This window comes from Streptomyces viridosporus T7A (assembly GCF_008704515.1).
GTDB lineage: Bacteria > Actinomycetota > Actinomycetes > Streptomycetales > Streptomycetaceae > Streptomyces > Streptomyces viridosporus.
In genome coordinates this window covers 6,350,408-6,376,198 of the sequence record NZ_CP023700.1, presented here as the reverse complement: position 1 = coordinate 6,376,198, position 25,791 = coordinate 6,350,408, and the positions used below count along the sequence as shown (strand labels likewise).

Here is a 25,791-nt window from a genome sequence, read left to right as displayed (position 1 = left end):
CGCCCCGCCCCGGTCCTGCGGGCGGTGCCGGGCGAGCCCTACGGGCCGTCCAGCGCGAAGACCGAGCCGGTGCGGGCGGTCATCACGCAGCGGTTCGGGAAGGTCTCCGTGTACGCGACGGACCGTCCGCCCCACTGCCCGTGCGCGCGGGCGGTCACCGGGGCGTGCACCATCGGGCAGTGGACGTCCTTCGGCGGGATGGCCGCGATGTCCCCGTCCGCCGCGGCCAGTTCCGCGCACGCCTCGGCGGCGTGCCGGTGGCCCCGGGGCGGGTCGCACAGCAGCAGGTCGCCGCTCGACTCGGCGGACCTCTTCTCCCCCCGCTCGACCGTGAGCAGGAGCCAGTTGTCCCGGGCGGTGTGTCCGGTGTCCGCCGGTGCGGGAGCGGCGCAGGCGAGCAGGGCGACGGCGGCCAGCAGTCCGCCCCGTACCACGTTCACTGAGGAGTGCGTCATGTCCGGTGCATCGGCACGACGGCCGCCGAACCCCAGCCCGGCTCACCCGAACGGGAGCGTGCGCCCGGGTGCCGCACGGCCGGCCCGGCGGCACCGCCCACGAAGGCGTGGAGGGCGAAGTTCCGTGCGGTGCACGTCAGTTGCCCGAGAGGCGGTAGCTGATCCGGCCGAAGCCGACCTGGTCGCCCTCCCGGACGACGGCCGCGCCGATCACCCGGCGCCCGTTCACCGTCGTGCCGTTGGTCGAACCGAGGTCCCGCAGCACCCACATGCCGCCCTGGTGGCGGAGCTCGGCGTGCACCCGGGAGACCGTCTCGTGGGTGAGCCGCAGCCCGCAGCCGGGGTCGCGCCCTATGCGCAGCGGGTGACCGGTCGCCGGGTGCGGCAGCAGCAGCTTGGGCAGCCGCTCGGCCCGCCAGGCCCTGCGCAGCCGCACGGTGAACCCGGAGACCGCCTCGACGGTGCCGAACACCAGACGGGACAGCCGGCCCTCCGTGGGCAGGTCGGCGGTGAGCGCGGCGAGCTCGTCGGGGCGGCGGGCGGTGAGCGCGAGTTCCATGCGCCGGATGTACGTGTCGTGGGACAGTCGGCCCGCCGCGACGCCGTCCCGCAGCACCTCCAGCGCCTTGTCGCGCTCCGCGTCGGAGACCCGCGCGGGGTGGGTGGGGAACTCGAAGGACGACGTCACGTCGCTGATTGTCGGTCAGCGCGGCCGGGCTGTCCAGAAAACCCGGGGACGGCCGCCCCGCGCGCGTCCGGCGACACCCGCCGCGAAAGGGAGGATTCACCGGCACCGCGATCATTCATGCAGCACGATGGACGGGCTACATCACGGTGAGCAGACGAAGGGGAACCGTCCGTGCAGTTCGAGGTGTGGGCACCGCAGGCCGGCCGAGTGACGCTCCAGTGCGACGGCGTCACGCGCGCGATGGAACGCGATCCCGAACGGGAGGGGTGGTGGCGGGGGGAGGCCGAGGCGCACGACGGCTCCCGGTACGGCTTCGCGCTGGACGGCGGCCCCGTGCGGCCCGATCCGCGCTCGCGCCGGCAGCCGGACGGCCCCGACGGGCCGAGCGCGGTCGTCGACCACGCGCGGTTCGCCTGGCGCGCGCAGTGGGGCGGGCGCCCGCTGCCCGGCGCGGTGCTGTACGAGCTGCACGTCGGCACGTACACGCGCGAGGGCACCTTCGACGCGGCCGCCGAACGGCTCGGGCACCTCGCCGAGCTGGGCGTGACGCACGTGGAGCTGATGCCGGTGTGCCCCTTCCCGGGCCGGCACGGGTGGGGGTACGAGGGGGTGTCGCTGTGGGCGGTGCACGAGCCGTACGGCGGGCCCGAGGGGCTGAAACGGTTCGTCGACCGGGCGCACGCGCTGGGCCTGGGCGTCGTCCTCGACGTGGTGCACAACCACCTGGGGCCGTCCGGCAACTACCTCCCGGAGTTCGGCCCGTACTTCACGGACACCCACCACACCCCGTGGGGCGCGGCGGTCAACCTGGACGCCCCCGGCTCCGACGAGGTGCGGTCGTACCTCGTGCAGAGCGCGCTGGCGTGGCTGCGGGACTACCGGATCGACGGGCTGCGGCTGGACGCGGTGCACGCACTGGTGGACACCCGCGCGCACCACTTCCTCGAGGAGCTGTCCGAGGCCGTGGACACCCTCGCCGCCGACACCGGCCGGCCCCTGTTCCTGATCGCCGAGTCGGACCTGAACGACCCCCGGGTCGTCACACCGCGCGAGGAGGGCGGGTTCGGGGTGCACGCCCAGTGGAACGACGACTTCCACCATGCCCTGCACACCGCGCTGACCGGCGAGTCGCAGGGCTACTACGCCGACTTCGCGCGCGCTCCCCTGGCGGCCCTGGCCAAGACGCTCACCGGCGGTTTCTTCCACGACGGCACGTACTCCAGCTTCCGGGGCCGGCACCACGGCCGCCCCCTGGACCGCGACCGGGTGGCCGGGCACCGGCTCCTCGGCTACAGCCAGACCCACGACCAGGTCGGCAACCGCGCCCGGGGCGACCGCCTGGCCGCGCTGGTCTCCCCCGGACTGCTGGCGTGCGCGGCGGCCCTCACCCTGACGGCTCCCTTCACGCCCATGCTGTTCATGGGCGAGGAGTGGGCGGCCGGCACGCCCTGGCAGTTCTTCACCGATCACACCGACCCGGAACTGGCCAGGGCGGTGCGCGACGGCAGGCGCCGGGAGTTCGCGGCGCACGGCTGGGCCGAGGAGGACGTGCCCGACCCGCAGGACCCCGCCACCCGCGACCGCTCCTGCCTGGACTGGTCGGAGCCGGAGCGCGAGCCCCACGCGCGCGTGCTGGCCTGGTACCGGCTGCTCGTCGCCCTGCGCCACGAGCAGCCGGACCTCACCGACCCCGACCTCGGCGACACCAAGGTGGCATACGACGAGGAGCGGCGCTGGCTGGCCTTCCGGCGCGGGGACGTCCGGGTGGCCGTGAACCTCGCCGGCGAACCGGCCGCGGTCCCGCTGGGCGCCCCCGGCGCGCGCGTGCTCGCCGCGTGGGAGCCCGTGCGGGCGCCCGGTCCGGACGGGGTGCTGCACCTGCCCGGGGAGTCGGCGGTGGTCCTGCTCCAGGAATGACGGCCGGCGGCGCCCTGCCGCCCCCCTAGAGCACGTCGTCCCCGTGGCCGAAGTCCGTCACCCGCTCCAGCAGGATCGGCTCCCAGGCACGCCGCAGCCGAGTGCGCAGCAGGGGCAGCGGGCCGGCGCCCCGGCCGGCGAGCCCCTCGGCGAGGCCGAGGAGGCAGTCGCAGCGGGCCAGCCACAGGCCGCGCAGACAGGGGCGGGCGCCGTAGCCGGCCAGGGTGGCCGCGCGCACCGCGGCCGGGGCCCCCACGGCGAGCGCGAGGGCCGCGATGTCCTCGGCGGGGTCGCCGATCACCGCCGCGTCCCAGCCGAGGACGCCGCGCACCCGGCCGTCGGCGCTCACCACGAGGTGCCCGCCGGTGAGGGCGTGGTGGACGAGGACCGCCGGGCCGGACTGGGCGGCGAGCTGGACCGTGGCGGGCGGGGTGAGCTGGTTCAGGCGGGCGGGGTCGAACTCGTCGGCCTCGGCGAGCCGTTCGGCGGCCCGTCCGGCGGCCCGGCGCAGGGTCTCCAGGGGGCGGGGGGGCACCCGCGGCACACCGAGCGTCTCCGCCTGCCGCACCGGCGCCTCGCGCAGTCCCGTGAGCAGTCCGGCCAGGTCGGCCTCGCCAACGGCGGACACGGCGTGCTCCTCGCCCGTCCCGCCGGGCACCCTGGTGTCGAGGGTGCAGAACAGACCGGGCGCCCACTCGCCGTGCGCCACGCTCACCGGCAGCGCGACCGGGACGTGCGGGCGGACGAGTTCGCGCAGGCGCAGTTCGCGGCGGTACCGCACGCCCGTCTCGTGGTCCGGGGCGAGCCGCAGCACATGGCGGGTGCCGACCCACCAGGTGGCGGGCCCGGCGCCGCCGACGGCGGGCCGGACCTCGGGTCCGGCGGCGGCCTCCGCGCCGCGGCCCTTGCCGCCCCCGCCGTCCTTCAGCAGGGAGCGGGCCAGTCGGCGGACGGTGTCCGCGGTGGGTGTCGGTGCCTGGGTCATGGTCGTGCCGTTGCCGTTCGAGGGGCTTCGAGGGGCGGGGAGGGGGCGGGCGGAACCTCTCAGTCCACTATGACCATCTCCCGCGCGGTGTTGTTCAGGCGCCGTCCGCCGTCCCCGGTCACGGTCACGATGTCCTCGATCCGCACGCCGAACCGGCCGGGCAGGTAGACGCCGGGTTCGACGGAGAAGCACATGCCGGGCACCAGGGGCCGCTCCTCGCCCTCGATCATGTACGGCGGCTCGTGCGTGGTGACGCCGATGCCGTGCCCGGTGCGGTGGATGAAGTACTCCCCGTACCCGGCGTCGGCGATGACCGCGCGGGCGGCCCGGTCGACCTCCTGGCAGGCGACGCCGGGCCGCACCGCGCGAAAGCCCGCCTCCTGGGCCTCGCGCACCAGGTCGTGCACCCGGCGCTCCTCGTCGGTGGGTTCGCCGACGTGGACGGTGCGGGAGGTGTCGGAGCCGTAGCCGTCCTTCAGGCCGCCGAAGTCGAGGACGACCATGTCGCCGCGCTCGATGACGCGGTCGCCGACCTCGTGGTGCGGGTTGGCGCCGTTCGGGCCGGAGGCGACGATCGTGAAGTCGACCCGGGAGTGCCCGAACCGCCGCAGCAGCGCGGCGAGATCGGCGGCGACGTCGGACTCCCGGCGGCCGGCGAAGGCGACCTGCCGGATCTCCTCGAAGGCGGCGTCGGCGGCGGCCCCCGCGGCGGCCAGGAGGTCCAGTTCCGCCGCGTCCTTGACGGCGCGGAGCATCGGCAGGGCCTCGGTGAGGGAGGCGTACGACGTGCCGGGCAGCGCCTTCTGCAGCCCCAGCAGATGCAGGGCCCAGGTGTTGTCGCTGATGCCGAGGAGGGCGCCTCCCCCGCCCTTCGGGCCGCGGAGGAGGCCCTCGGGGTCGAGCAGGGCGGCGGTGACCGCGTAGGGGTCCTTGCCGTCGGTCCAGTCGCGCAGGGTCAGCGCACGGGCGCCGGGCGCCCGCTCGGCGTCCGGGGCCTCCAGGGTGGGGACGACCAGCACCGGGTCCCGGCCCGCGGCCAGGACCAGCAGGGTGAGCCGTTCGGTGACCGCGGTGGGCGTGTACCCGGTGAGCCACACCAGGTCCGGGCCGGGGGCCACGAGCAGCCCGGCGAGTCCGGCCTCGGCGGCCTGCCGTGCCGCACGCTCCATGCGGGCCCGGTAGTCGTCGGCGGTGAAGGGTGCGGGCGCGGTGCCGGTCATCCGGGCCTCCCGGGGCGGACGTAGGGACTACGGGCAGCATCCTGCCCGGCGGGCGGGGGCGGCGCGAGCCGGTTCACGGTGTTCGTCCGGGCAGCGCGCCGCACGGCAGGCGCCCCCCGAGCGGTTGCGCGCCCCGCGGAACCCGGCCGCGGGCCCGACCCGCCCCGTGGCACGGTCTTGCCCGCCCGACACCTCTAATGCTTGGATGCCGTTCATCCATTAACTCACCGCACCATCCGGGATCCGGGAGGCGTACGGCCGTGCTCGTACTCGCACACATCAGCGATCTGCACCTGGACGGAACCGCGCGGGCGACGGAGCGTGCCCGGCGGGTGCGCGACCGGCTGTGGGAGCTGCCGCGCCGGCCGGACGCGCTGCTGGTGACCGGCGACATCGCGGACCACGGCACGGAGGCCGAGTACGAGGAGGCCGCCCGCCTGCTGGGGCTGCACGACGGCAGCGCCCCGTTCCCCGTGCTGACCTGCCCGGGCAACCACGACAGCCGCGCGCCGTACCGCAAGGCCCTGCTCGGACGGGCGGCCGCCGACGGGCCGGTCGACAGCGCGCACGTGCTGGACGGCGGCGCCGTGCTGATGTGCGACTCCAGCGTCCCGGGCCGTGACGACGGGGAGCTGGACGCGCGGACGTACGCCTGGATCGAGTCGACGCTGGACGAACTCGACGGCGCCCTTCCGGTCCTGCTGGCCTTCCACCACCCGCCGGTCCCGCTGCACCATCCGCTGCCCGACTCCTTCTCCCTGCGCGCCCCCGACCGGCTGGCCGCCCTGCTGGCCCGCCGGCCCGAGATCGCCGGGCTGATCACCGGTCACGCCCACACCGCGGCCGCCACGACGTTCGCGGGCCGCCCCCTGGTGGTGGGCCCCGGCGTGACCTGGACGCTGCGACTGCCCTGGGAGGGCGAGGGGGCCGCGGACCGGGACGCCCCGGTCGGGTTCGCGTTCCACGTGCTGGACGACGAGCAGCGGCTGACGAGCCACTTCCGCGTGGTCACGTGACGGTGCCGGGGACGACCGCCATCCGCTGGTGACCACCGCCGCGGTGACGTCCCGTCAGGGTCACCTCCGCGTCGGGGCGGGCCCTGGACGCCTCCCGCCCGGCCCGGAGCCGCCCGCGGGTCCGGACCGGTCCCCCTGCCCCCGTCCCTCCCGCCCGGCTGCCGGCCGGGCATCGGCTCGGGCCGCACCACCGTCCGTTCCCCGGTCCGCCCCTCCTCCGGCAGGAGTGCTGCCCGGAGCACCGGGAGGCGACCAACCGCGCACGAGTGGGACCGACCGGCGCCCCGCGGCGGGAACCCACGGGGCGACCGCGGGCGTCAGACGAGGACGGGGAGCGCCGGCGGGCGGCCCGGGAGGAAGCCGTGGACCCGTCCGGCCAGCCACTCGGCCTTGTAACGGTCCACGCTGCGGTGCCAGTTGAGGATGCCGGCCAGCCAGTTCCGCAGGTCCGTCACATACTCCCCCATGATCGCCCGGGCTTCCCCGGACAGCCCGAAGTCCTCGTAGAGGATGGGCAGTTCGTGCGCCACGACATGCTCGAACTGGCTCAGGCGCCGGTCCATCAGGTCGTGGACGATGCCGAGGGCCCTCGGATAGTCGCAGCCGAAGAAGGTCTGCACGACCAGGATCGCGTTGTGGATCTCGCCCTCGTACTCGATCTCCTTCTGGTACGAGAAGACGTCGTTCAGCAGGCAGGCGTAGTCGATGGCGGCGTTCTCCAGGGAGCGGACCGGACCGCTGCGGTAGACCTCGGGCGGGACGGCCGGGCCGTGGCCCATGCGGCACAGGCTCAGGGTGAGGTCGGATCCGAAGGTCTGGCGGCGCATCTCCAGGTAGTCGACCGGATCGGGGACGCGGTGGTGGATCTGGTTGGCCAGCTCCCACAGCCAGCTCTCGGTCATGACGTTCACCGCGTTCTTCAGCGTGCCGCGCGCCTCGGGCGTCATGGCCGCCGTGGTCCGCGCCCACAGGTCGGTCAGGGCGCGCTCCATGGCGTTGGCCGGGGGCGGCACCGGCTCGCCGTCGACCGGCATGCAGTCCGCCAGCCGTGCCGTGGTCAGCCGGGCGGCGGCCAGGTCGCGGCGGTGGCCGTAGACCAGCGGGTAGTAGTCGTCGCCGTAGGTGCCGAAGGCGAGCCACTGCGCGCTGAGGTCGAGCGCCTCCGGTGTGGCGTCCGGGTCGAGGCCCGCCGAGCACAGCGCGAGGTCGTAGGCGGCGAGCTTGTCCTCGTCCCACACGCCCTCGTGGAGGATGCCCGTGCCGTGGCACCAGTCGACCAGGTGGGCGCGGGCGGCGTCGAGGTGCGGGCTGAGTGCGAGCGGGAACGGCATGCGGATGTCGGGGATCAGGGACGGGCCGACCTTCTGGTACGGCACATGGGTGTGGGCCCGCGTCCTGCGCCACGGCGCGGACGGCGCGGAAGGTGCCCCCGGAGCCCCCGGGGCGGCGAGCAGGGCGCGTACGTCGGCGGCGGAGGTCCCGGGCCCGCCCGGCCCGACCGGGGCCGCCCAGGGGCCGGTCGTCCGCGCGCCCTGGTTCATGTAGCGGCTGGAGCGCAGGTGCCACTCGTGGCCGCCGGACTGCCAGTCCTGCAGCCCCTTCGCGTACGCCGCCACGGCCGCGACCTGGTCCGGGGTGAGGCCCTTCTCCAGGGCGACCGCGGGGACCTCGGTGAACGCCGTGTGCTCGAACTGGTGGAGCCGCGAGGTGAGCACGTCGTTGACGGTGTCGGCGGCCTCCTGGGTGCTGCAGCCGAAGAAGGTCTCCAGGACGAGGACGCCGTTGCTGAGCTCGCCCTCGTCCTCGACCTCCCGCTGGTAGGAGAACAGGTCGTTGCGCAGGTGCACGGCGTCGGAGAACGTCTCCATCAGCACCCTGAGCGGCCTGGTCCCGGCGACGGCGGCGGGCACCTCGGCGGTCGCGTACTCCACCAGCCCGGCCGACCAGGGGGCGCCGCCCACCTTGCGGCGCATCTCGATGTACTCGACGGGGTTGGCGATCCGCCCCTCGTTGATGTTGGACAGCTCCCACAGGGACTCGTTGAGCAGGTGCTCGGTGGAGAGGGCGAACCGGCGGCGCCAGTCGGCGGACATCGCCGGCACGGTGCGCGCCCACAGGTCGGCGAGGCCGGCCTCGACCGGGTTCTCCGGTGCGGGGACGGGCGCCGCCGGGTCCGCGGGCATGAACAGCGGCAGCCGGTCCAGGTGGGCCTTGCCGCCGTCCCGGTCCTGGGTGCGCTTGAACCTCTCCAGGAAGTGGTCGTCGAAGAAGAAGACCCACACGTACCAGTCGGTGATGAGGGAGAGGGCGGGCCCGTCGCAGTCGGGATGGGTGTAGGCGCAGAGCAGGCCGTAGTCGTGCGCGTCGAGATCGGCCTGCTCCCAGACCCCGGAGCCTTCCAGCATGCCCATCCCGCGCGCCCACGCCGTCGAATGGGCCCGGGCCTCGTCGACGTGCGGGTTGAGCCGCGCGGGGTGCGGCAGGTAGAAGTGCGGGAGTTCGAACGGCTGCGTCATGGCCGGGCCCTACCCGTGGGCCGGTGGCGGCATCCACCGGCCCGGACATGATCACACCATCGCGTGAACCGGCGTCATATCGCCGCGAGATCCCGCCGGTTCGGCCCTAGGCCCGGACCTGGATCAGCGCGTGCGTGCCGCCGGTGCGCCAGCGCTGCCCCTCCGCGGCGACGAGCGCGGCCTCGGTCTCGGGGGCCAGCCCGGTGATCACGTCGGACTTCAGGGTGCGCAGGGCGGCGACCGGCCCGGGGAAGTGGGCGGTGACGTCCGCGAACGGCGTGGTCGGCGGCCAGTGCCGGTCGCCCACGAGGCGGCGGTAGTTGAGGTCGCCCTTGACGAGCGTGACCGCGGCCGGGGCGAAGTCGGCGCGGAGGTCGTCCGGCATCCGGTCGTAGGGCAGCGGGGAGCAGGAGAACGGGTGCGCGCGGAGGGTGAGGCGGCCCTCGGAGAGGGCGGTCCACAGACCGCGCCCGTACCCGGCCGCCGCGCCTCCCGCGGCGGTGAGCCGGCGCAGCGCGTCCACGACGTCGGCGGGGGTGGCGTCGGAGACGTAGTACGGGTGGGGCTTGACGTGCAGCACGGCCCGGCCGATCCGGCCGTGGGCCAGCAGGTGGGCGACGAGCAGCAGGTCCGGGACGAGTTCGCGTCCGGCGTTGTCGGCGACCAGGCACAGCGTGCCGCCGCCGGCGGCGTCGAGCAGCGACCACAGGCGCTCGCTGTCGTCGGCCACCAGACCGGGCACGGGCGTCGTCTCCTCGGCGCCCTCGGCGGACAGCCGGAAGCTCAGGTCGGCGCGGTTGCCCCACAGGGAGCCGTGCAGCAGGGCGCGGGCCTGTTCCTGCGCCGGCCGGGCGGCGAGGTCGTCGAGCGCCGCGAGCTCCTCGTCGGTGGCGGGCGAGTGGAGTTCGGCGAGTTTGGAGGGGCGGAAGGGGTCGATGCCCTGCCAGGGTCCGGGGCCGAAGTAGCCCACCGCGTCCAGCAGTCGGCGGTAGAACCAGCTCTCGGACCACAGCCAGGGCACGTCGTACCAGGAGCGTCCGGCGTGGGCGTCCATGCCCCAGGCCTCCCACAGTTCCCGGTCGTGCGCGTCGGCGGGGAGCGGTTCGACCTCCCCCTCGGTGCAGTTGGCCAGCAGGGCGTCGAGCGCGCGCCGCTGCCGGGGCTCGTACGGGAAGGCCTCGCGCACCTGCCGGATGATCGCGGGGTGCCGCTCGGCCAGCACGCCGTGGGGGAACGAGCCGGGCTCGTTGCCGAGGATCACGGGGGCGGTGGGGTTGTCGGGCATGCGGCTCACCGTAACGCGCCCGTCGCCGGGGGGCCGCGCGTCACACCGGCGCGGTCTCCCGCTCCAGCCGTGCGGCCAGGCTGAGGTAACGCGCGCGCCGGGTCACCGGGACCAGGCCCCGGATGAGGATCTGCCACATCTCGGCCGTGCGGCGCGGCTGCCGGGCGGCGGGTTCGCGGGAGCGGCCGACGACCCGGGTGCCGACGAAGAAGCAGACGAGGGAGTGGGCCACCACGTCGAGGTCGACGTCCGGCTGGACGTCGGACTCCTCGGCGGCGCCGAGGAGCCGGGCCGCGACGATGTCCGTCCACTCGGTGAACGGATGGCTGAGCGGCGGGCGGGGCCGGGCGCCGCCGGTGGCGAGCCGGAGGCCGGCCCTCAGCACGGGGTCCTTGGCCGACCTGCGGGCTATGGAGAAGGTGAGGCGCATCAGCGCCTCCAGGGAGGTGCGGCCCCGGACCTCGGTGTCCCTGGCCAGCCGGCGGCAGGTGGCGGACTGGAGCTCCAGGATGGCGTGGGCGAGGTCCTCCTTCGCGGCGAAGTGGAAGTAGAGGGCGCCCCGGGTGACCCGGGCGTGCTCGACGATGTCGCCGAGACTGGTCCCCTCGTACCCCTGTCGGTCGAACAGGTCGGCGGCCGCCGTGATGATCGTCGCGCGGGTCTGCTCGGCGCGTACCTGCCTCGCCATCGACTGGACTCCTGAGCCGGAAACGAACGGGGCGTGCCGCTTGCCCTTCACTGCGCGTACACGATATCTCACCCTATGACAGCGCCCGTCGGCCGGTGGTGCGGACGACGGAAGTCGCGCCGGGCGCTCCGCGCCGTCCGGCGGTCCGGGCGCGGCGGCGCCGTCACCGCTCTCCCCCGTGCCCCACGATTCATCACAATGCGGCAGCGACACCTCACTTCACGTGGCCGTTCACTTGACGACCGGTGGTGCGACACGGTTGGCTCCGGGCCAGTGAGAGTCATCCGGCCGGCGCACACCCCGTGGTTCCGTCCGCGCTCTCCCCTGCTCTTGCTCTGCCGCACAGCGAGGTCCGCACCCCTCATGAACACTCGTCCCCCGTCGCACCGCTTCCCCGGACGTCCCCTCCGCCTCGCGGCCCTGGCCGCCGCCGTCGGTCTGCTGGTGGCCGGCTGCTCGTCGTTCGGCGGGGCCGACGGCGCCTCGGGGCCGGACGGCGCGGGGGCCGCCGGCGCCGGGCGGATGAGGGTCACGATGGTCACCCACGGGGCCGAGGGCGACACCTTCTGGGACCGGGTGAGGAAGGGCGCCGAGGCGGCGGCCGCGAAGGACGGCATCGACCTGACGTACGTGAGCGACCCGGACCCGGCGGGACAGGCCGAACTGGTGCGCAACGCGGTCCGGGACGACGTCGACGGCATCGCGCTGACGCTGGCCAAGCCGCAGGCCATGAAGGGGCCGGTCGGCGAGGCACGGGCCGCGGGCATCCCCGTGGTCGGGCTCAACTCCGGCATGGACGCCTGGAAGCCGGCGGGGCTGCTGGGGTACTTCGGCCAGGACGAGGGCGGGGCCGGCCAGGCCGTCGGCGACAAGCTCGACGACCTCGGGGCCGAGCACGCCCTGTGCGTCGTCCACGAGCGCGGCAACGTCTCCCTGGAGGCCCGCTGCGCCGGGATGAAGAAAGCGTTCGGCGGCACGACCGAGAACCTCTACGTGAACGGCACCGACATGCGCACCGTCTCCGGCATCGTCACGGCCCGGCTGCGGCAGGACCCGACCATCGACGAGGTCGTCACCATGGGGGCGGAGTACGCCCTCATCGCGGTCGAGGCCGCCGAGAAGGCCGACAGCAAGGCCCGGGTCGCCACCTTCGACCTCACCGAGGAGCTGGTCGCCGCCGTGCGCAAGGGCGACGTGCAGTTCGCCGTCGACCAGCAGCCCTATCTGCAGGGCTACCTCGCCGTGGACGCGCTGTGGCTGCACCGTGCCAACGGCAACGTCAGCGGCGGGGGCGCGCCCGTGCTCACCGGACCGGCGTTCGTGACGAAGACCAACGCCGCCTCGGTCGCCGGGTTCGCCGCCAACGGCACCCGCTGACGGAGACCTCCGGTGCGGACGCCCTCTCGGGATCCGGTCGTGTACGGACCGTACGGCCGCGGGTACGGATAGCATCCTGCGCACCACCCGTGCCGTACCGGACGCGCGTCCACCCCTCGCGCCCGTCCCCCCGCGGCCCCGCCGCCCCCCACCCGCTCGCCCCCCTTCTGAACCGACCGCTCTAGGACGACGATGTCTCCACGGACAGGTGCCCGGCGCCGTCTCGGCTCCATACGCCTCTCGCTGGTCCTGCTGGCACTGGTGCCCGGTGTCACCCTCGCGGCCATGTGGGGCGTGACCACGATCCAGATGTTCTCGGAGGGCCTGCGGCTGCGCTCCCAGACAGAACTGAGCCGGTCGACCGGCGCGATGGGCACGCACGCCGCGCTGGCGTTGCAGCGGGAGCGGAGCCTGACCGCCGCGTGGCTGGCCGATCCGCAGAGCTCCCGGTCCGCCCTCGAGGCGCAGCGCGAGAAGACCGACGCGGCGGTGGCGAAGCTGGTCGGGCAGGCGGACGCGATCGCCGATGCCCCGGCGCGCGTCTCGGACCAGCTGTACTCGGTGCTCGGTTCGGTGGGGAGCCTGGAGTACTACCGGGACCAGATGGACGACCCCAGCGACATCACCGCCGAGCAGGCGCTCGACCAGTACACCTCGATCATCGACGACCAGATCCACGCCTTCCAGGAGCTCTCCCAGGTCGACGACGGGGACCTGACCTCGCAGGCCGGGCCGCTGGTCTCGCTGGAGCACGCGGCGGAGCTGGTCTCCCAGGAGGACGCGCGGCTCACCCTCGCCTGGTCCTCCGGGAGCCTGGACGCGCAGGGCTGGAACGATTTCGCGGAGCTGGTCCACACCCGCCGCTGGCTGGTCGCGGACCAGATCGTGCCGTCCCTGCGCGGCAGCACCAAGACGCGGGCCGAGCGGATCCTGCAGAGCCCCGAGTGGCGCGCCCTGCTGGCGGTCGAGGACCAGGTGCTCGCCACCCGGCCCACGGACGAGGAGCGCCGCGTCGAGCTGCCGGACCTGCAGGAGCGGTGGGACGACGCGATGGCCGAGGTCTCCTCGCAGTACTCCGCCATGATCCGGCAGGAAACCGACGCGCTGCTCACCCGCAGTGCCGACGAGGCCCGCGGCCTGCTGCTGACCGCCGCCTCCCTGAGCGCCGGCGGACTGCTCGCGCTGCTGCTGTGCGTCGGCATGTCCTGGCGCATCACCCGCTCGCTGTCCCGTCGGCTGCGCGGCCTGCGCATGGCCACCCTCGGCCTGGCCGAGGAGCGGCTGCCCGACGTGGTGGCCCGGCTGGAGCGCGGCGAGAAGGTCGACCCGGAGTCGGCGACGACCCCGCTGGACTACGGCCACGACGAACTGGGCCAGGTCGCCCAGGCGTTCAACGCCGCGCAGCGCACCGCCGTGCACACCGCGGTCGAACTCGCCGACACCCGGCGCGGTTTCCAGAAGGTCATCCTGGGCATCGCACGGCAGAGCCAGAACCTGGTCAACCTCCAGCTCGGCAAGCTCGACGAGCTGGAACGCCGGCACACCGACCCCGAGATCCTCGCAGGCCTGTACGAACTGGACTCCACGGCGAGCCAGTTGCGCCGCTACGAGGAGAACCTGGTCATCATCAGCGGTGAGCGGCCCGGCCGCTCCTGGAGCGAGCCGGTCGCGCTGATCGACATCCTGCGCAGCGCCGTCGGCGAGGTCGCCGAGTACCAGCGGGTGGAGGTGCACACCGAGGAGGAGGTCGCCCTGGCCCCGCCCGCGGTGGCCGACGTGATCCACCTGCTGGCCGAGCTGATCGACAACGCGACGGCGTACTCGCCGGCGCCGAGCCCCGTCGGGGTGCGGGCCGCGATGGTCGCCAAGGGCCTCGTGGTCGAGATCGAGGACCGGGGCCTCGGCATGTCGGAGGAGGACTACGCCTCCCTCAACGACCAGTTGGCCAGGCCCCCGCAGTTCGACGTGGTGGCGCTCGCCGACGACCTCCGGCTCGGCATGTTCGTGATCTCCCAGCTCGCCCACCGCCACGGCATCGCCGTCACCCTGCGCTCCTCGCCGTACGGCGGGACGACCGCGATCGTGCTGGTCCCGCACGAGATCGTGGTGCGGGAGGTGCCCTCCGGCACCGGGCCGGAAGCCGCGGACGAGGGGAGCGCCGAGGACCCGGCGGCCGTGAACGGCACGGCGGACCGCGGGAGCGCGGGGACCTCCGCGGGCGCGGACCCCGCCGTGAGCGGGCGGCCCTCGGCCTCCCGGTCCGCGGCGTGCCGGTCCGCGGCCGCCGCGCGGGCCGCCTCCGCGCGGGCCGCCTCCGCGCGGGCCGCCTCCGCACCGGCCGCCGGGGTGCCCGGCGCCCGCCGGGACGGTCTCACTCCGCTCCCCCGCCGGGTGCCGCAGACCAGCCTGGCCGCCGAGCTGCGCGAGGAGCCCGTCGCGGACGCCGGGGACGACCCCGGCGACGGCTTCGGCGCGGAAGAGGCCGCCGCCTCCCTCTCCGGCTTCCAGCGCGGCACGCTCCAGGCACGTGACGACGACGGGACCGGCGACGCCGAGGACGGCACGGCGGCACCGGCACACGCGCCCGCCGTCTCCCCCGAGCTCCCGCCCCCGCCCTTTGACCGCTGACCCCCGGAACACCGACCACCGAACGCCGACGCCGACCGCTCACGAAGGAACTCCGTCATGACACGCCCCATCCCCGCCACGCACACCCAGCTGGACCAGCTGCTGACCGGACTCGTGGAACGCGTCGCCGACGTGAACCAGGCCGTGGTGCTCTCCGAGGACGGACTGGTGGTCAGCAAGTCCACCGGCTTCCTGCGCGACGACGCGGAACGCCTGGCGGCGACCGCCTCCGGTCTGATGAGTCTCAGCAAGGGCGTCAGCATGGACTTCCGCGGCGGCCCGGTGCGTCAGGCGCTCATCGAGATGGCCAACAGCTTCCTGATCCTCACCTCGGCCGGTCCCGGTGCCCATCTCGTGGTGCTCACCGGCCCCGGCGCGGACGTCGGCGTGGTGGCGTACCAGATGAACATGCTGGTGAAGAAGATCGGCGAGCACCTCAGCGCGGCGCCGCGCGGCACGGTCGGCCCCGCCGTCGACCCCGGCGCGTGAGGTGAGCGGAGGCGATTCGGCGGGCCGGCTCGTCCGGCCGTTCACCCTGACCGGTGGCCGGACCCGGCCCAGCCGCGCCGACTTCACGCTCATCACGACGGTGACGGCGGTCGATCCGCAGCCCGAGACGGCTCCCCGCCCGCAGCCCGAGCACACCCGGATCCTGCGGCTGTGCGCCGAGCCGGTCGCGGTCGCCGAGATCGCCGCGCGTCTCGACCTCCCGGTGAGCGTGGTGGTCATCCTGCTCTGCGACCTGCTGGAGGCGGGCCGGATCACCGCCCGCCCGCCGCACCCCGTCACCCGCACCACCCCGGACCTGGACCTGCTGCAGAAAGTGAGGGACGGCCTTGGCCGGCTCTGACACCATCGCCCGGGAGCCCGCCGGGCGTTCGGCACCCGACACGGTCAAGATCCTGATCGCCGGAGGCTTCGGCGTGGGCAAGACCACCATGGTCGGCTCGGTCAGCGAGATCGTCCCGCTGCGCACCGAGGAACCGCTGACCATGGCGGGCCTGGACGTCGACGACCTGAACGGCATCGAGGAGAAACGTGCCACCACCGTGGCCATGGACTTCGGCCGGATCACCGTCTCCGACGACCTCGTGCTGTACCTCTTCGGCACCCCGGGCCAGCAGCGGTTCTGGTTCATGTGGAACGACCTGGCGCTCGGCGCGCTGGGCGCGGTGGTCCTGGTGGACGTGCGCCGGCCCGAGTCCAGCTTCGCCGCGATCGACTTCTTCGAGCGCCGGGGCATCCCGTTCGTGATCGCCGCCAACGGCTTCCACGGGGAGCACCCGTACCCGGCCGAGGACATACGGGAGTCGCTGACGCTGCCGGAGGGCGTGCCGGTGCTGCTGTGCGACGCGCGGGAGCGGGAGTCGTGCCGGGACGTGCTGATCGCGCTGATCGACCGGCTGATCGCCGCGGCGGCCCCGGCGCCGTGAGACGGCCGGGCCGGGCGGTGGGGCGGCCGGACGGGCGGCGCGGTGGGGCCGCCCGATGGGCGCCCGCGGGGCCGCCGCGCCCACCGGGTCCGGCCGGGCGTCAGGACAGTCCGGCCGACTCCAGCCAGGCCCTGGCCACGTCCAGCGGGTCCTTCTTCTCCAGCTGCACCTGGGCGTCCAGCTCGAGGAGGGTCTCGGTGTCCAGCTTCGCGGAGACCGCGTTGAGCGCGTCGACGCCCTCCTGGGGGAGCCCGTCCTTGCGCACCAGCGGGGTCACGTTCGCGAACCCGAAGAGGTTCTCCGGGTCCTTCAGGACGACGAACTTCTCCTTGACGATGGTCGGGTCGGTGGTGAAGATGTCCGCCGCCTGCACGGTGTTCCCGGCCAGCGCCGCCTGGGTCAGCGGCCCGCCCGCGTCGAGCGCCTTGAAGGACTTGAACTTCAGGCCGTAGACGGACTCCAGGCCCTTCAGCCCCTGCCGCCGGGTCTGGAACTCGGGCGAACCGCCGATCACCAGCTCCGGTGCGACGTCCTTGAGGTCGGCGAGGGTGGAGGAGGTGGTGAGGCCGTACTTCTTCGCCGTCTCGGCGTTGACGCTCACCGAGTCCTTGTCCTCGGCCGGCGACGGCTCCAGCAGCGTCAGCTCCTTGTCCAGCTTCTCCTCGACGGCCTCGTTCACGGCCCGGGGGGACTCCTGCTCGGCCTCGGGGTCGAGGTAGGCGAGCAGCGAGCCGTTGTACTCCGGCAGGACCGTGAGGGAGCCGTTCTTCATCAGGCCGTACGTCGTCTCCCGGCTGCCGATGTTGTGCTTGTAGGTGACCTTGATGCCCTTGGCCCGGAGCGCCTCGCCGTAGATGTCGGCGAGCAGGGTGCTCTCGGCGAAGTTGTTCGAGCCGACGACGACGGTGCCGGCCTCCGTCTTCTCCTCCGCCAGGGGGTTGTCGGAGGTGTCGCCGGAGGAACAGCCCGCGAGCAGCGCCGCCGCGGCGGCGAGGGAGACGGCCGTCGCACCGGTGTACCTCGTCGTGGACCTGCTGCTCTGCGCGGTGGAAGTCATCCGTCGATCCAATCCAGCCGTTTCACGGCCCGTCAAGAACGTGCTGATTACGGTTTGTCGCGCGCGTGAGCGCGGATCAGCGCCCGCGCACCCCGGGCGACACCGCGAGCCTGCCCACCGCCCAGAACACCGCGAGGGTGAGCAGCGCCAGGACGGCGACCAGCGTGGCGCCCCCGACCACCTTCTCGTAGTCGCGCTGGTAGAGCCCGTCGACGATGTACCGCCCCAGGCCGCCGAGGCTGACGTACGCGGCGATGGTGGCCGTCGACACGATCTGGATGGCCGCCGAGCGCAGGCCGCTGAGGATCAGCGGGAGCGCCACCGGCAGTTCGACCCTCAGGAGGATCCGCGACTCCCGCATGCCCATGCCGCGGGCGGCGTCCACCGGGGAGGGGTCGACGGAGCGGACCGCCTCGTAGGTGGTCACCAGGATCGGCGGGACGGCGAGCACGACCAGCGGGATCATCACGGGCAGCAGACCGAACCCGATCAGCAGGACCGCCAGCACCAGCAGACCGAAACTGGGCAGCGCGCGGGCGGCGTTGGCGACGAAGGCGAGCGCGTTCCCGCCGCGCCCGGTGTGCCCCGTCACCAGCCCGACGGGCAGGCCGATCGCGGTGGCGAGGGCGAGGGCCAGCAGCGTGTACCGGACGTGCTCGAGGAGGCGTTGCGGGATGCCGTCGTAGCCGTGCCAGTGGGCGCCGTCGCTGAAGAAGGCGTTGATGAAGTGGAGGACGTTCACCGGGCCGCGGCCTCCGGTTCGGGTCGTCGCGACCGCGCGGCGGGTCTCGGACGCCGTGTGCCGCGCGGCATCCACGGCGTCAGCAGGGTGCGCAGCAGGACCAGCAGGGCGTCGCACAGGATCGCCAGGGCGGCCATCGTGATCACGGCGTTCACCGCCAGCTCGGGCCGGTCGTACTTCTGCGCGGCCGCGAGCAGGTTGCCGAGGGCGCCCTGGTTGCCGATCAGGGCGCCGACGCTGACGAGCGAGATGCTCGACGCCGTGGCCACCCGCAGACCGGCGACGATGGCGGGCGCGGCGATCGGCAACTGCACCTGCAGGTAGCGGCGCACGGGGCCGAAGCCCATGGCGGTGGCCGCCGCCAGGGTCTCCCCGGGCACCGAGCGCACCCCGTCGACGATCGCCGGGACCAGCACCACCAGGCTGTACACGGCCAGCGGGATCATCACGGTGAGTTCGCTCTGGCCGGTGTAGTCGATGAGGACGACGAAGAACGCCAGCGAGGGGATCGCGTACAGCACGGTGGTCGCCCCGAGCATCGGCGGGTACAGCCGGCGGAAGCGCACGCACAGCTGGGCGAGCGGCAGGGCCAGCAGCAGCCCGGCGGCGACCGGCAGCAGGGCCTCCCTCAGGTGCAGCCCGATCAGCCCGGACCAGCTGTGCTGGAGGTCGCTGGGGATGTCGAAGAAGCCGTTCACGGGGCGACCCCGGCCTGGTCCGTACGGCCCCGGGCGTGGGCGGCGCGGATCGCCTCGCCGATGGCCTGCTGGGAGACGATCCCGGTGACCCGGCCGCCGGCGTCCACGGCGACGGCCCAGCCGGTGGGCGAGAGCACGGCGCAGTCGAGGGCGACCCGCAGGGAGTCGGTGCCGGGCACGAACGGCCGCCCGGGGGGCAGCAGTCGGTCCGTGCTGATGTCCCCGGCGATCAGCTCGCCCGGTTCGGCCCAGCCGAGCGGGCGGCCGTCGGGGTCGGTGACGAGGAGGTACCGGGCACCCGACGCGGCGATCCGCTCGGCGGAGGCGTCGGCCGGGACCACGGCGTCGGTGGTCAGCTCCAGTGCGGCGGAGGGGAGGAAGGACAGCCGCCGGATGCCGCGGTCGGCGCCGAGGAAGTCCTCGACGAAGCCGTCCGCGGGGGCGGAGAGCAGTTCGGCGGGCGAGGCGTACTGGGCGAGCCGGCCGCCCTCGCGCAGGACGGCGACCATGGTGCCCAGTTTGACCGCCTCGTCGATGTCGTGCGTGACGAAGACGATGGTCTTGCCCAGTTCCTCCTGGATCCTCAGGAGTTCGTCCTGCAGCCCTTTGCGCACCACGGGGTCGACGGCGGAGAACGGCTCGTCCATCAGCAGCACCGGCGGGTCCGCGGCGAGCGCCCGCGCCACCCCGACGCGCTGCTGCTGGCCGCCGGAGAGCTGGTAGGGGTACCGCTCGGCCAGCGAGGTGTCCAGGCCCACCCGTTCCATCAGCTCCGCGGCCCGCTCCCGGGCGCGCCGCCTGCCCCAGCCGAGCATGCGGGGCACGGTGGCGATGTTGTCGACGATGGTGCGGTGCGGGAAGAGCCCGGCGTTCTGGATGACGTACCCCATGGACCGGCGCAGGTCGGTGACGGGGCGCCGCCGGATGTCCTCGCCGTCGAGGAGGATCGTGCCCTCGGTGGGTTCGACCATCCTGTTGATCATGCGGAGGGTGGTGGTCTTGCCGCAGCCCGAGGGACCGACGAGAACGGTGATCGAGCGGTCCGGGACGTCCAGCGAGAGCCGGTCGACCGCCACCGTGCCGTCCGGGTACCGCTTCGTGACTGAGTCGATCCGTATCAAGACGCGGAATGCCCTTCGGGTGGCGGGTTTCGGCCGGGGTCGCACGGTTCGTCGATCTGTCGGTCCGTCGCCGGTCGAGTGTAGACGGCACCTGCGACAGAACCCCCCGGGGACGCGATCCGCGCGCCGAGCCACCACCTGCCCGGCCCCGTCCCGGGAAAACCCGCCGTCCGCGGCACCTCGTCGTTCTCCTGTCGGCCGGCCTTCGCGTCCTTGCCGAGCGGAGGGCCGGTCGGGGAGCGGCGGTGCACCGTCCGTGCGGACGCCGCGGCGCGGGCCGGAGCCGCCGAGCGGCACGGCGCACACCGCGCACACCGCGCACGGCGACGCCGTGCGCGGCCTGGCCGGGACGGCGGCCCGGAGGCGGCGAAGCCGCGCACCGCCTTCGGATCCTCGGCCGCCTCCACCGGGCCGCGGGGCCCGCGGACCGGTGACGCGCGGGGCGCGTCACCGGCGGGGTCAGCCCTCGGCGGGCTGCAGCCTCAGCGAGATGCTGTTGATGCAGTACCGCTGGTCCGTGGGCGTCGGGTACCCCTCGCCCTCGAACACGTGTCCGAGGTGCGAGCCGCAGCGGGCGCAGCGCACCTCGGTGCGCACCATGCCGTGGGAGCGGTCCTCGACCAGCTCCACGGCGTCGGTGTCCTTCGGGTCGTAGAAGGACGGCCAGCCGCAGTGCGACTCGAACTTGGTGCCCGAGGTGAACAGTTCGGCGCCGCAGGCGCGGCAGGAGTAGACGCCCTCGGTCTTGGTGTCGGTGTACTCACCGGTGAAGGCGGGTTCCGTGGCCGCCTGGCGCAGGACGGCGTACTCGGTCGGGGACAGTTCCGCGCGCCACTGCTCGTCCGGCTTCTCCACGTCGTACGGCATGAGCTCCGAGCCCCTTACTTCGACAGATGGTCCAGGATCAGCGGGCCGAGGTCGGTGACGTCGCCCGCTCCCATGGTGAGAACCAGATCACCGGGCTTCGCCATTCCCGCGACGGCCTCGGGGACCTCCGCCTTGTCGTGCACCGCGGAGACGTCGGCGCCGGCCGCGCGGGCCGCCTCGATGATCAGCTCGCTGGTGACGCCGGGGATCGGGTCCTCGCGGGCCGGGTAGACGTCCAGCACGAGCGAGGCGTCGGCCAGGGCCAGGGCCCGGCCCATCTCCTTGCCCAGCTCCCGGGTGCGGGAGAACAGGTGGGGCTGGAAGACGACGAGGATGCGGGAGTCCCCGGCGGCGGCGCGCATGGCCTCCAGGTCGGCCGTCATCTCGGTCGGGTGGTGCGCGTAGGAGTCGACGACCTGGACGCCCGCGGCCTCGCCCTTGAGCTGCAGGCGCCGCTTCACCCCGGTGTACGCGGCCAGCGCCGGGGCCAGCTCGGCGGGCGGGACGCCGAGCGCCGCACCCGCGGCGAGCGCGGCCACCGCGTTGTGGGCGTAGTGCCGGCCGGGGACCGACACGGTGAAGGTGAGCGGGGCGCCGTCCAGCTCGACGGTCACCTCGCTCTTCAGCCCCTGCGGGACGACCGAGAGGACCCGCACGTCGGCGTCCTCGGCCTCGCCGTACGTCACCGTCCGCACCGCGCCGTCCAGCCGCCGGGTCAGCTCCCGCGCCCCCTCGTGGTCCGCCGAGATCACCAGCGTGCCGCCGGGGACGATCCGGCCGACGAAGGTCTCGAAGGACTGGTGGATCTCCTCCATCGACGCGTAGTTGGCGTGGTGGTCCAGCTCCACGTTGAGGATGATCGCGACCTCGGGGGCGTACTTGTGGAAGCTGCGGTCGGACTCGTCCGCCTCCGCGACGAAGATCTCGCCCTCGCCGTGCAGCGCGTTGGAGCCGGGGGCGTCCAGGTCGCCGCCGATCGCGTACGACGGCCGGCGGCCCAGCGCGGCCAGGGAGACGGCCAGCATGGAGGTGGTGGTGGTCTTGCCGTGGGTGCCGGCCACCGCGATCGGGCGCAGGCCGTCCATCAGGGCGGCGAGGGCGTCGGAGCGGTGGACCACCGGGATGCCCAGCTCGGCCGCGCGGCGCAGCTCGGGGTTGTCCTCGCGGATCGCGGAGGAGACGACCACGCAGCTCGCGTCGTCGGCCAGGTGCCCGGCGGCGTGCCCGATGTGCACGGTGACGCCCAGCGCGCGCAGGGCCTCGGCGGTCTCGGAGTCCTTGGCGTCGCTGCCGGCCACCTCGGCGCCGCGCTGCGCGAGGATCTTGGCGATCCCCGACATCCCGGCTCCGCCGATGCCGATGAAGTGCGGTCGGTCCATGGCGGTGGGAAGGCCGGGTGCCATGCGTGTTCTCCCAGTGGTGCGACGAGCGGGACGACGGTGTGCGCGCCCTCGCGGGAAGGCGCCGCCCCAGCCTATGCCTTGCTGTGCGAGAAGAGTTTCAGCACCGGCACCCCCACCTTGTGCCGGGCCCGGGAGGCCCAGTCGCGGTGGAAGAACTCCTCCACGTAGTGCGGGTCGGTCAGGACGATCACCTCGTCCGCCCCGACCTCCCCCACCAGGGTCTTCAGCGCGTCCAGGGGGTGGTCCTCGACGAGGCGGCCCTCGGCCTCGTCGCCGGAGGCGCGCAGGGCCTGCAGGGACACCTCCAGGGCCCGCTGCCCCATGCTCTTGGCCTCCTCGCCCTCCGGGGTCTCGCCCTCGCGGACGGCCTCGTCGAGCTCGCCGAGCGCGACGTCGTCGATGGCCCGCAGCAGCCGGTCCGCCTGCTCGCCGCGCGGCTGGAGCAGCACGTGGAAGGAGACCGGCTCGTCCCCGTGCAGGGTGGTGACGAACTCCACGTCGGCGGACGTCAGGGCCTTCTCGATCATCAGTACGCTTGTGAACACCAGGCGCCCCTTCTCCTCGGAGGGCCCGCGGGCCCTCGCCGCTCCGCGGACCGAGCCAGGCCCTGCGGAAACCGTCCTCCCCGTGTGCGCACGGGTACCGCCGGAATCAGTGTGCCCGTCACCGCGCCCGGCGGCCCGGGCTGTTCCGCCGATCACCGGACCGACGGCCACCGCCGGACACCTCCGCGGACGTTTCCGGACCTCCGGTCAGGACCGCTGCCCCCGCCGTTCCCTCTGGTAGCGCGTGAACAGGAAACCGTCCTCCTCCAGCATCGACTTCAGCGCGAAACGCCGCGGAAGTGTCACCGGGGGCCCGCCGGCGATGCGCTGCGCGTCGCCGGCGGTGAGCATCGGCGAGACGGTCAGGCAGAGCTCGTCCAGGGCCCCGGCCGCCACCAGTTGCCCCAGCAGCCGCGGCCCGCCCTCGGTCAGCAGCCGGGTGTGCCCCAGGTCCGCCAGGGCCGGCACCACCCGTGCGGGGTCCACGCCGGCGCCCTCCCCCGCGGTCACCACCCGCGCGCCCGCCCGCTCGGCGGCGGCGACGCGGTCCGGGGCGGCCCCGGCGCCCGTCAGGATCAGGGTGGGCACCAGGGGTGAGGTGAACAGCGGCAGGGAGAAGTCCAGGTCCAGACCGGCCGTCACCACCGCGATCACGGGCGCCGGCCCCTGCCCGGCCGCCTCCCGCATCGCCGCGAACTCCGCGCGGGCGCGCGCCGGCCGGTAGCCCTCCTGGCGCACCGTCTCCGCGCCGACGACCACGACGTCGGCGAGCGCCCGCAGGGTGCCGAAGATCCGCATGTCGGCCGCGCAGGAGATGGGCTGGGAGCGGCCCTCGTGCTGGGCGGCGCCGTCGAGGGTGGACACCATGTTGGCCCGCAGCCACGGCTCCCGGCCCCGGGGACCCGGCCCCGGGTAGGCGTAGGCGGCGGCCAGCTCGGCCAGGCTCCACTCCCGGGCACCCCCGGCGGGAGCTGCTGTTTCGTCGGTCACGTCGGTCACGGGGAACAGGCGTCGCATGCCGTGCAGTGTTCCACGCCCCTTAGCATGGGGAACCGTGTCGTCCTCCTCCTCCGCCTCCCGTCCCGGTCCGATGGCCGACGTGGCTCCGCTGTCCCTGTGCGCCCGCGAGCCGCACGTCCCCGCGGACCGGCTCGTCGCCGAGATGGTGCCGCCGCCGCGGTTCGACGCGGTCCGCTTCGGCACGTACGTCCCGGACCCGAACCAGCCGAGCCAGACCGAGGCCGTGCGCGTCCTCGAGGACTTCGCGGCGGGCCTCGGCGGGGCGCCGGCCGGCGCCCCGGGCCGGCGCCGGCTGTTCGGCTTCGGCAAGGCGCCGAAGCGGGTCCCGGCCGGCCCGCGCGGCGTCTACCTCGACGGCGGCTACGGCGTCGGCAAGACCCACCTGCTGGCCTCCCTGTGGCACGCCACCGAGGCCGAGCCCGCGCTCAAGGCGTTCGGCACCTTCGTGGAGCTGACCAACCTGGTCGGCGCGCTCGGCTTCCAGCAGACCGTGAAGACCCTCTCCGGGCACCGCCTGCTGTGCATAGACGAGTTCGAGCTGGACGACCCGGGCGACACCGTGCTGGTCTCCACCCTGCTGGGCAAGCTGGTCGAGGCGGGCGTCGCGCTCGCCGCCACCTCGAACACGCTGCCGGGCAAGCTCGGCGAGGGCCGGTTCGCCGCCGCCGACTTCCTGCGCGAGATCCAGGGGCTGTCGGCCCACTTCCGCGCCCTGCGCATCGACGGCGAGGACTACCGCCACCGCGGCCTGCCCGAGGCGCCGCCGCCGTACTCCGACGAGCTGGTGACCAAGGCCGCGCACGCCACCGAGGGCGCCTCCCTCGACGCCTTCCCGGACCTGCTGGACCACCTGTCGAGGATCCACCCCAGCCGCTACGGCGCCCTCACCGACGGAATCCGCGCGGTGTGCCTGACCGATGTGCGGCCGGTGCCGGACCAGTCGACCGCGCTGCGGCTCGTCGTCCTCGCGGACCGGCTCTACGACCGCGAGGTGCCGGTGCTCGCCTCGGGGCTGCCGTTCGACCGGCTGTTCGGCGAGGAGATGCTGAAGGGCGGCTACCGCAAGAAGTACTTCCGGGCCATTTCACGGCTCACCGCCCTGGCCCGCGACGCCGGACGGCTCGCCGGAAACCGGTAACCCCTTTTCCGACACCCGATCGAATTCCCTTCTCCCAGGGGTCCGTTCGCGCCAATCCTCCTCCACTTTTCAGGCTCTCGGCGGCACGAAACGTGAAATTGACCCTGCAAAGCCCTTTGCAGGGTTAACGTGTTTCTTGACCATCCGTTGACCAAGCGTTGACGTGCGGAAGAGGTGTGCTTCACCCCGAGGGAGAGGCATGTTACGAGGTAGGACGGCTCCGGCCGCATTCCCGGCCCGCATGGCCGCTTTACCCGCGCTTCACCTTCCTCCGCTTTCGCACGCTTCACGCCCGCACATACGGCCCGTCACGTAAAGGCCAAGGCTCATCCAGGAACCCGCGGGTCCCCCCACCTTCGTCATGCCCGTGCGACGCGCCCCACCGCGCGCCAGGAGGATCACCAGATGCAACCCCTCATCGACAACGCCCGCACCTTCGGCCGGTGCCCCGAGGAGTTCGCCCGCCTCGCCGAGGGACAGTCCCCCGACGTCCTGTTCATCACCTGCTCCGACTCCAGGGTCGTCCCGGCCCTGATCACGGGCGCCCGGCCCGGCGAGCTCTTCGAGCTGCGCACCGCGGGCAGCATCGTCCCGCCCTACGCCTCCGACCGCCCCACCGCGGAGGCGGCCACCGTCGAGTACGCCGTGGAGGTCCTCGGCGTCCGCGACATCGTGGTCTGCGGCCACTCCCACTGCGGCGCCGTCGGCGCCCTCGTGCGCGGCGACGACCTGGACGCCGTACCGGCCGTGCGCGACTGGCTGGCGCACGCGGCCGACGGGCCCGCCGCGGCCGACGCGACGGACCCGGCCTGCGCCGAGGCCGTCCAGCACCACGTCCTGGCGCAGTTGCTGCGGCTGCGCTCCTACCCGTGCGTCGGGAAGCGGCTGGCGGACGGGCGGCTCCGGCTGCACGGCTGGTACTACGAGGTGCACACCGGAGCCGTGCGCGCGCACCGCGCGGCCACCGACGTGTTCGAGGCCCTGTGAGCCGG

Annotated in this window: 24 protein-coding genes; 9 read left to right on the top strand and 15 right to left on the bottom strand. The window is 73.9% G+C overall.

Annotated features, from left to right (window positions below):
• Positions 1-38: 38 nt before the first annotated feature.
• Positions 39-455 carry an SSI family serine proteinase inhibitor gene (locus CP969_RS29385; RefSeq protein WP_026084790.1) on the bottom strand — a complete coding sequence of 139 codons (417 nt, stop codon included), beginning with the start codon at positions 453-455 and terminating at the stop codon, positions 39-41.
• 136 nt (positions 456-591) lie between these two features.
• Complete coding sequence (locus tag CP969_RS29380) at positions 592-1,143, bottom strand: DUF1707 and FHA domain-containing protein (RefSeq protein ID WP_016824149.1); 552 nt, start codon at positions 1,141-1,143, stop codon at positions 592-594.
• A gap of 171 nt (positions 1,144-1,314) precedes the next feature.
• Here CP969_RS29380 and treZ point away from each other — a divergent pair, with 171 nt between their 5' ends.
• On the top strand, positions 1,315-3,060 hold the full coding sequence (gene treZ, locus CP969_RS29375; RefSeq protein WP_016824150.1) for a malto-oligosyltrehalose trehalohydrolase: 1,746 nt from the start codon (positions 1,315-1,317) through the stop codon (positions 3,058-3,060).
• A 25-nt stretch (positions 3,061-3,085) separates the two neighbouring features.
• On the opposite strand, the gene CP969_RS29370 is transcribed toward treZ, so the two are convergent.
• Both CP969_RS29370 and CP969_RS29365 read right to left on the bottom strand, forming a co-directional pair.
• Complete coding sequence (locus CP969_RS29370) at positions 3,086-4,045, bottom strand: aminoglycoside phosphotransferase family protein (RefSeq protein ID WP_016824151.1); 960 nt, start codon at positions 4,043-4,045, stop codon at positions 3,086-3,088.
• Between the two features lie 59 nt (positions 4,046-4,104).
• Positions 4,105-5,265 carry an aminopeptidase P family protein gene (locus CP969_RS29365; RefSeq protein ID WP_016824152.1) on the bottom strand — a complete coding sequence of 387 codons (1,161 nt, stop codon included), beginning with the start codon at positions 5,263-5,265 and terminating at the stop codon, positions 4,105-4,107.
• Between the two features lie 260 nt (positions 5,266-5,525).
• Between CP969_RS29365 and CP969_RS29360 the strand changes: the two genes are divergently transcribed.
• Positions 5,526-6,281 carry a metallophosphoesterase gene (locus CP969_RS29360; RefSeq protein ID WP_016824153.1) on the top strand — a complete coding sequence of 252 codons (756 nt, stop codon included), beginning with the start codon at positions 5,526-5,528 and terminating at the stop codon, positions 6,279-6,281.
• A gap of 317 nt (positions 6,282-6,598) precedes the next feature.
• Here the strand turns inward: CP969_RS29360 and cyc2 are convergent, their stop codons facing one another.
• The 3 genes from cyc2 to CP969_RS29345 form a co-directional block, all read right to left on the bottom strand.
• Positions 6,599-8,797, bottom strand: a complete 2,199-nt coding sequence (gene cyc2 / locus CP969_RS29355) for a germacradienol/geosmin synthase Cyc2 (protein ID WP_016824154.1) — start codon at positions 8,795-8,797, stop codon at positions 6,599-6,601.
• Positions 8,798-8,903: 106 nt separating this feature from the next.
• Entirely contained in the window at positions 8,904-10,082 is a 1,179-nt protein-coding gene (locus CP969_RS29350; RefSeq protein WP_016824155.1) for a damage-control phosphatase ARMT1 family protein, read from the bottom strand.
• Positions 10,083-10,122: 40 nt separating this feature from the next.
• A complete protein-coding gene (locus CP969_RS29345; protein WP_016824157.1) occupies positions 10,123-10,770 on the bottom strand; it encodes a ScbR family autoregulator-binding transcription factor in 648 nt (215 codons plus the stop codon).
• 363 nt (positions 10,771-11,133) lie between these two features.
• Between CP969_RS29345 and CP969_RS29340 the strand changes: the two genes are divergently transcribed.
• The 5 genes from CP969_RS29340 (at position 11,134) to CP969_RS29320 (ending at position 16,208) form a co-directional block, all read left to right on the top strand.
• Positions 11,134-12,147 (top strand): substrate-binding domain-containing protein, encoded by a 1,014-nt coding sequence (locus tag CP969_RS29340; protein WP_016824158.1) that lies wholly within the window; start codon positions 11,134-11,136, stop codon positions 12,145-12,147.
• 192 nt (positions 12,148-12,339) lie between these two features.
• Complete coding sequence (locus CP969_RS29335; RefSeq protein ID WP_016824159.1) at positions 12,340-14,775, top strand: sensor histidine kinase; 2,436 nt, start codon at positions 12,340-12,342, stop codon at positions 14,773-14,775.
• Positions 14,776-14,832: 57 nt separating this feature from the next.
• The gene (locus CP969_RS29330) at positions 14,833-15,264 is read left to right on the top strand and encodes a roadblock/LC7 domain-containing protein (RefSeq protein WP_004981901.1); all 432 of its coding nucleotides are present in this window, start codon (positions 14,833-14,835) and stop codon (positions 15,262-15,264) included.
• A 1-nt stretch (position 15,265) separates the two neighbouring features.
• Positions 15,266-15,625, top strand: coding sequence for a DUF742 domain-containing protein (locus tag CP969_RS29325; protein ID WP_004981902.1), 360 nt, complete (start codon positions 15,266-15,268; stop codon positions 15,623-15,625).
• Positions 15,612-16,208: a GTP-binding protein gene (locus CP969_RS29320; RefSeq protein ID WP_004981903.1), complete on the top strand. Its 597-nt coding sequence runs from the start codon at positions 15,612-15,614 to the stop codon at positions 16,206-16,208. The genes CP969_RS29325 and CP969_RS29320 overlap by 14 nt, the downstream gene beginning before the upstream one ends.
• 100 nt (positions 16,209-16,308) lie before the next feature.
• Here the strand turns inward: CP969_RS29320 and CP969_RS29315 are convergent, their stop codons facing one another.
• The 8 genes from CP969_RS29315 to CP969_RS29280 all read right to left on the bottom strand — a co-directional run bounded on the left by CP969_RS29315 (position 16,309) and on the right by CP969_RS29280 (position 23,658).
• The gene (locus CP969_RS29315) at positions 16,309-17,265 is read right to left on the bottom strand and encodes an ABC transporter substrate-binding protein (protein WP_004981904.1); all 957 of its coding nucleotides are present in this window, start codon (positions 17,263-17,265) and stop codon (positions 16,309-16,311) included.
• Between the two features lie 76 nt (positions 17,266-17,341).
• The gene (locus CP969_RS29310; RefSeq protein WP_004981907.1) at positions 17,342-18,007 is read right to left on the bottom strand and encodes an ABC transporter permease; all 666 of its coding nucleotides are present in this window, start codon (positions 18,005-18,007) and stop codon (positions 17,342-17,344) included.
• Entirely contained in the window at positions 18,004-18,705 is a 702-nt protein-coding gene (locus tag CP969_RS29305) for an ABC transporter permease (RefSeq protein ID WP_004981910.1), read from the bottom strand. Before CP969_RS29305 ends, CP969_RS29310 begins: the two co-directional genes overlap by 4 nt.
• Positions 18,702-19,826, bottom strand: a complete 1,125-nt coding sequence (locus CP969_RS29300; RefSeq protein WP_016824163.1) for an ABC transporter ATP-binding protein — start codon at positions 19,824-19,826, stop codon at positions 18,702-18,704. Before CP969_RS29300 ends, CP969_RS29305 begins: the two co-directional genes overlap by 4 nt.
• 459 nt (positions 19,827-20,285) lie before the next feature.
• Positions 20,286-20,693, bottom strand: a complete 408-nt coding sequence (gene msrB / locus CP969_RS29295; protein WP_004981915.1) for a peptide-methionine (R)-S-oxide reductase MsrB — start codon at positions 20,691-20,693, stop codon at positions 20,286-20,288.
• A gap of 14 nt (positions 20,694-20,707) precedes the next feature.
• On the bottom strand, positions 20,708-22,096 hold the full coding sequence (gene murC / locus CP969_RS29290; protein ID WP_016824165.1) for a UDP-N-acetylmuramate--L-alanine ligase: 1,389 nt from the start codon (positions 22,094-22,096) through the stop codon (positions 20,708-20,710).
• Between the two features lie 71 nt (positions 22,097-22,167).
• A complete protein-coding gene (locus tag CP969_RS29285) occupies positions 22,168-22,641 on the bottom strand; it encodes a hypothetical protein (protein ID WP_004981919.1) in 474 nt (157 codons plus the stop codon).
• 207 nt (positions 22,642-22,848) lie between these two features.
• A complete protein-coding gene (locus CP969_RS29280) occupies positions 22,849-23,658 on the bottom strand; it encodes a pyrimidine reductase family protein (RefSeq protein ID WP_016824169.1) in 810 nt (269 codons plus the stop codon).
• Between the two features lie 73 nt (positions 23,659-23,731).
• On the opposite strand from CP969_RS29280, the gene zapE reads away from it, so the two are divergent.
• Positions 23,732-24,799: a cell division protein ZapE gene (gene zapE / locus CP969_RS29275; protein ID WP_375137796.1), complete on the top strand. Its 1,068-nt coding sequence runs from the start codon at positions 23,732-23,734 to the stop codon at positions 24,797-24,799.
• Between the two features lie 405 nt (positions 24,800-25,204).
• A complete protein-coding gene (locus tag CP969_RS29270) occupies positions 25,205-25,786 on the top strand; it encodes a carbonic anhydrase (RefSeq protein ID WP_016824170.1) in 582 nt (193 codons plus the stop codon).
• Positions 25,787-25,791 lie beyond the last annotated feature (5 nt).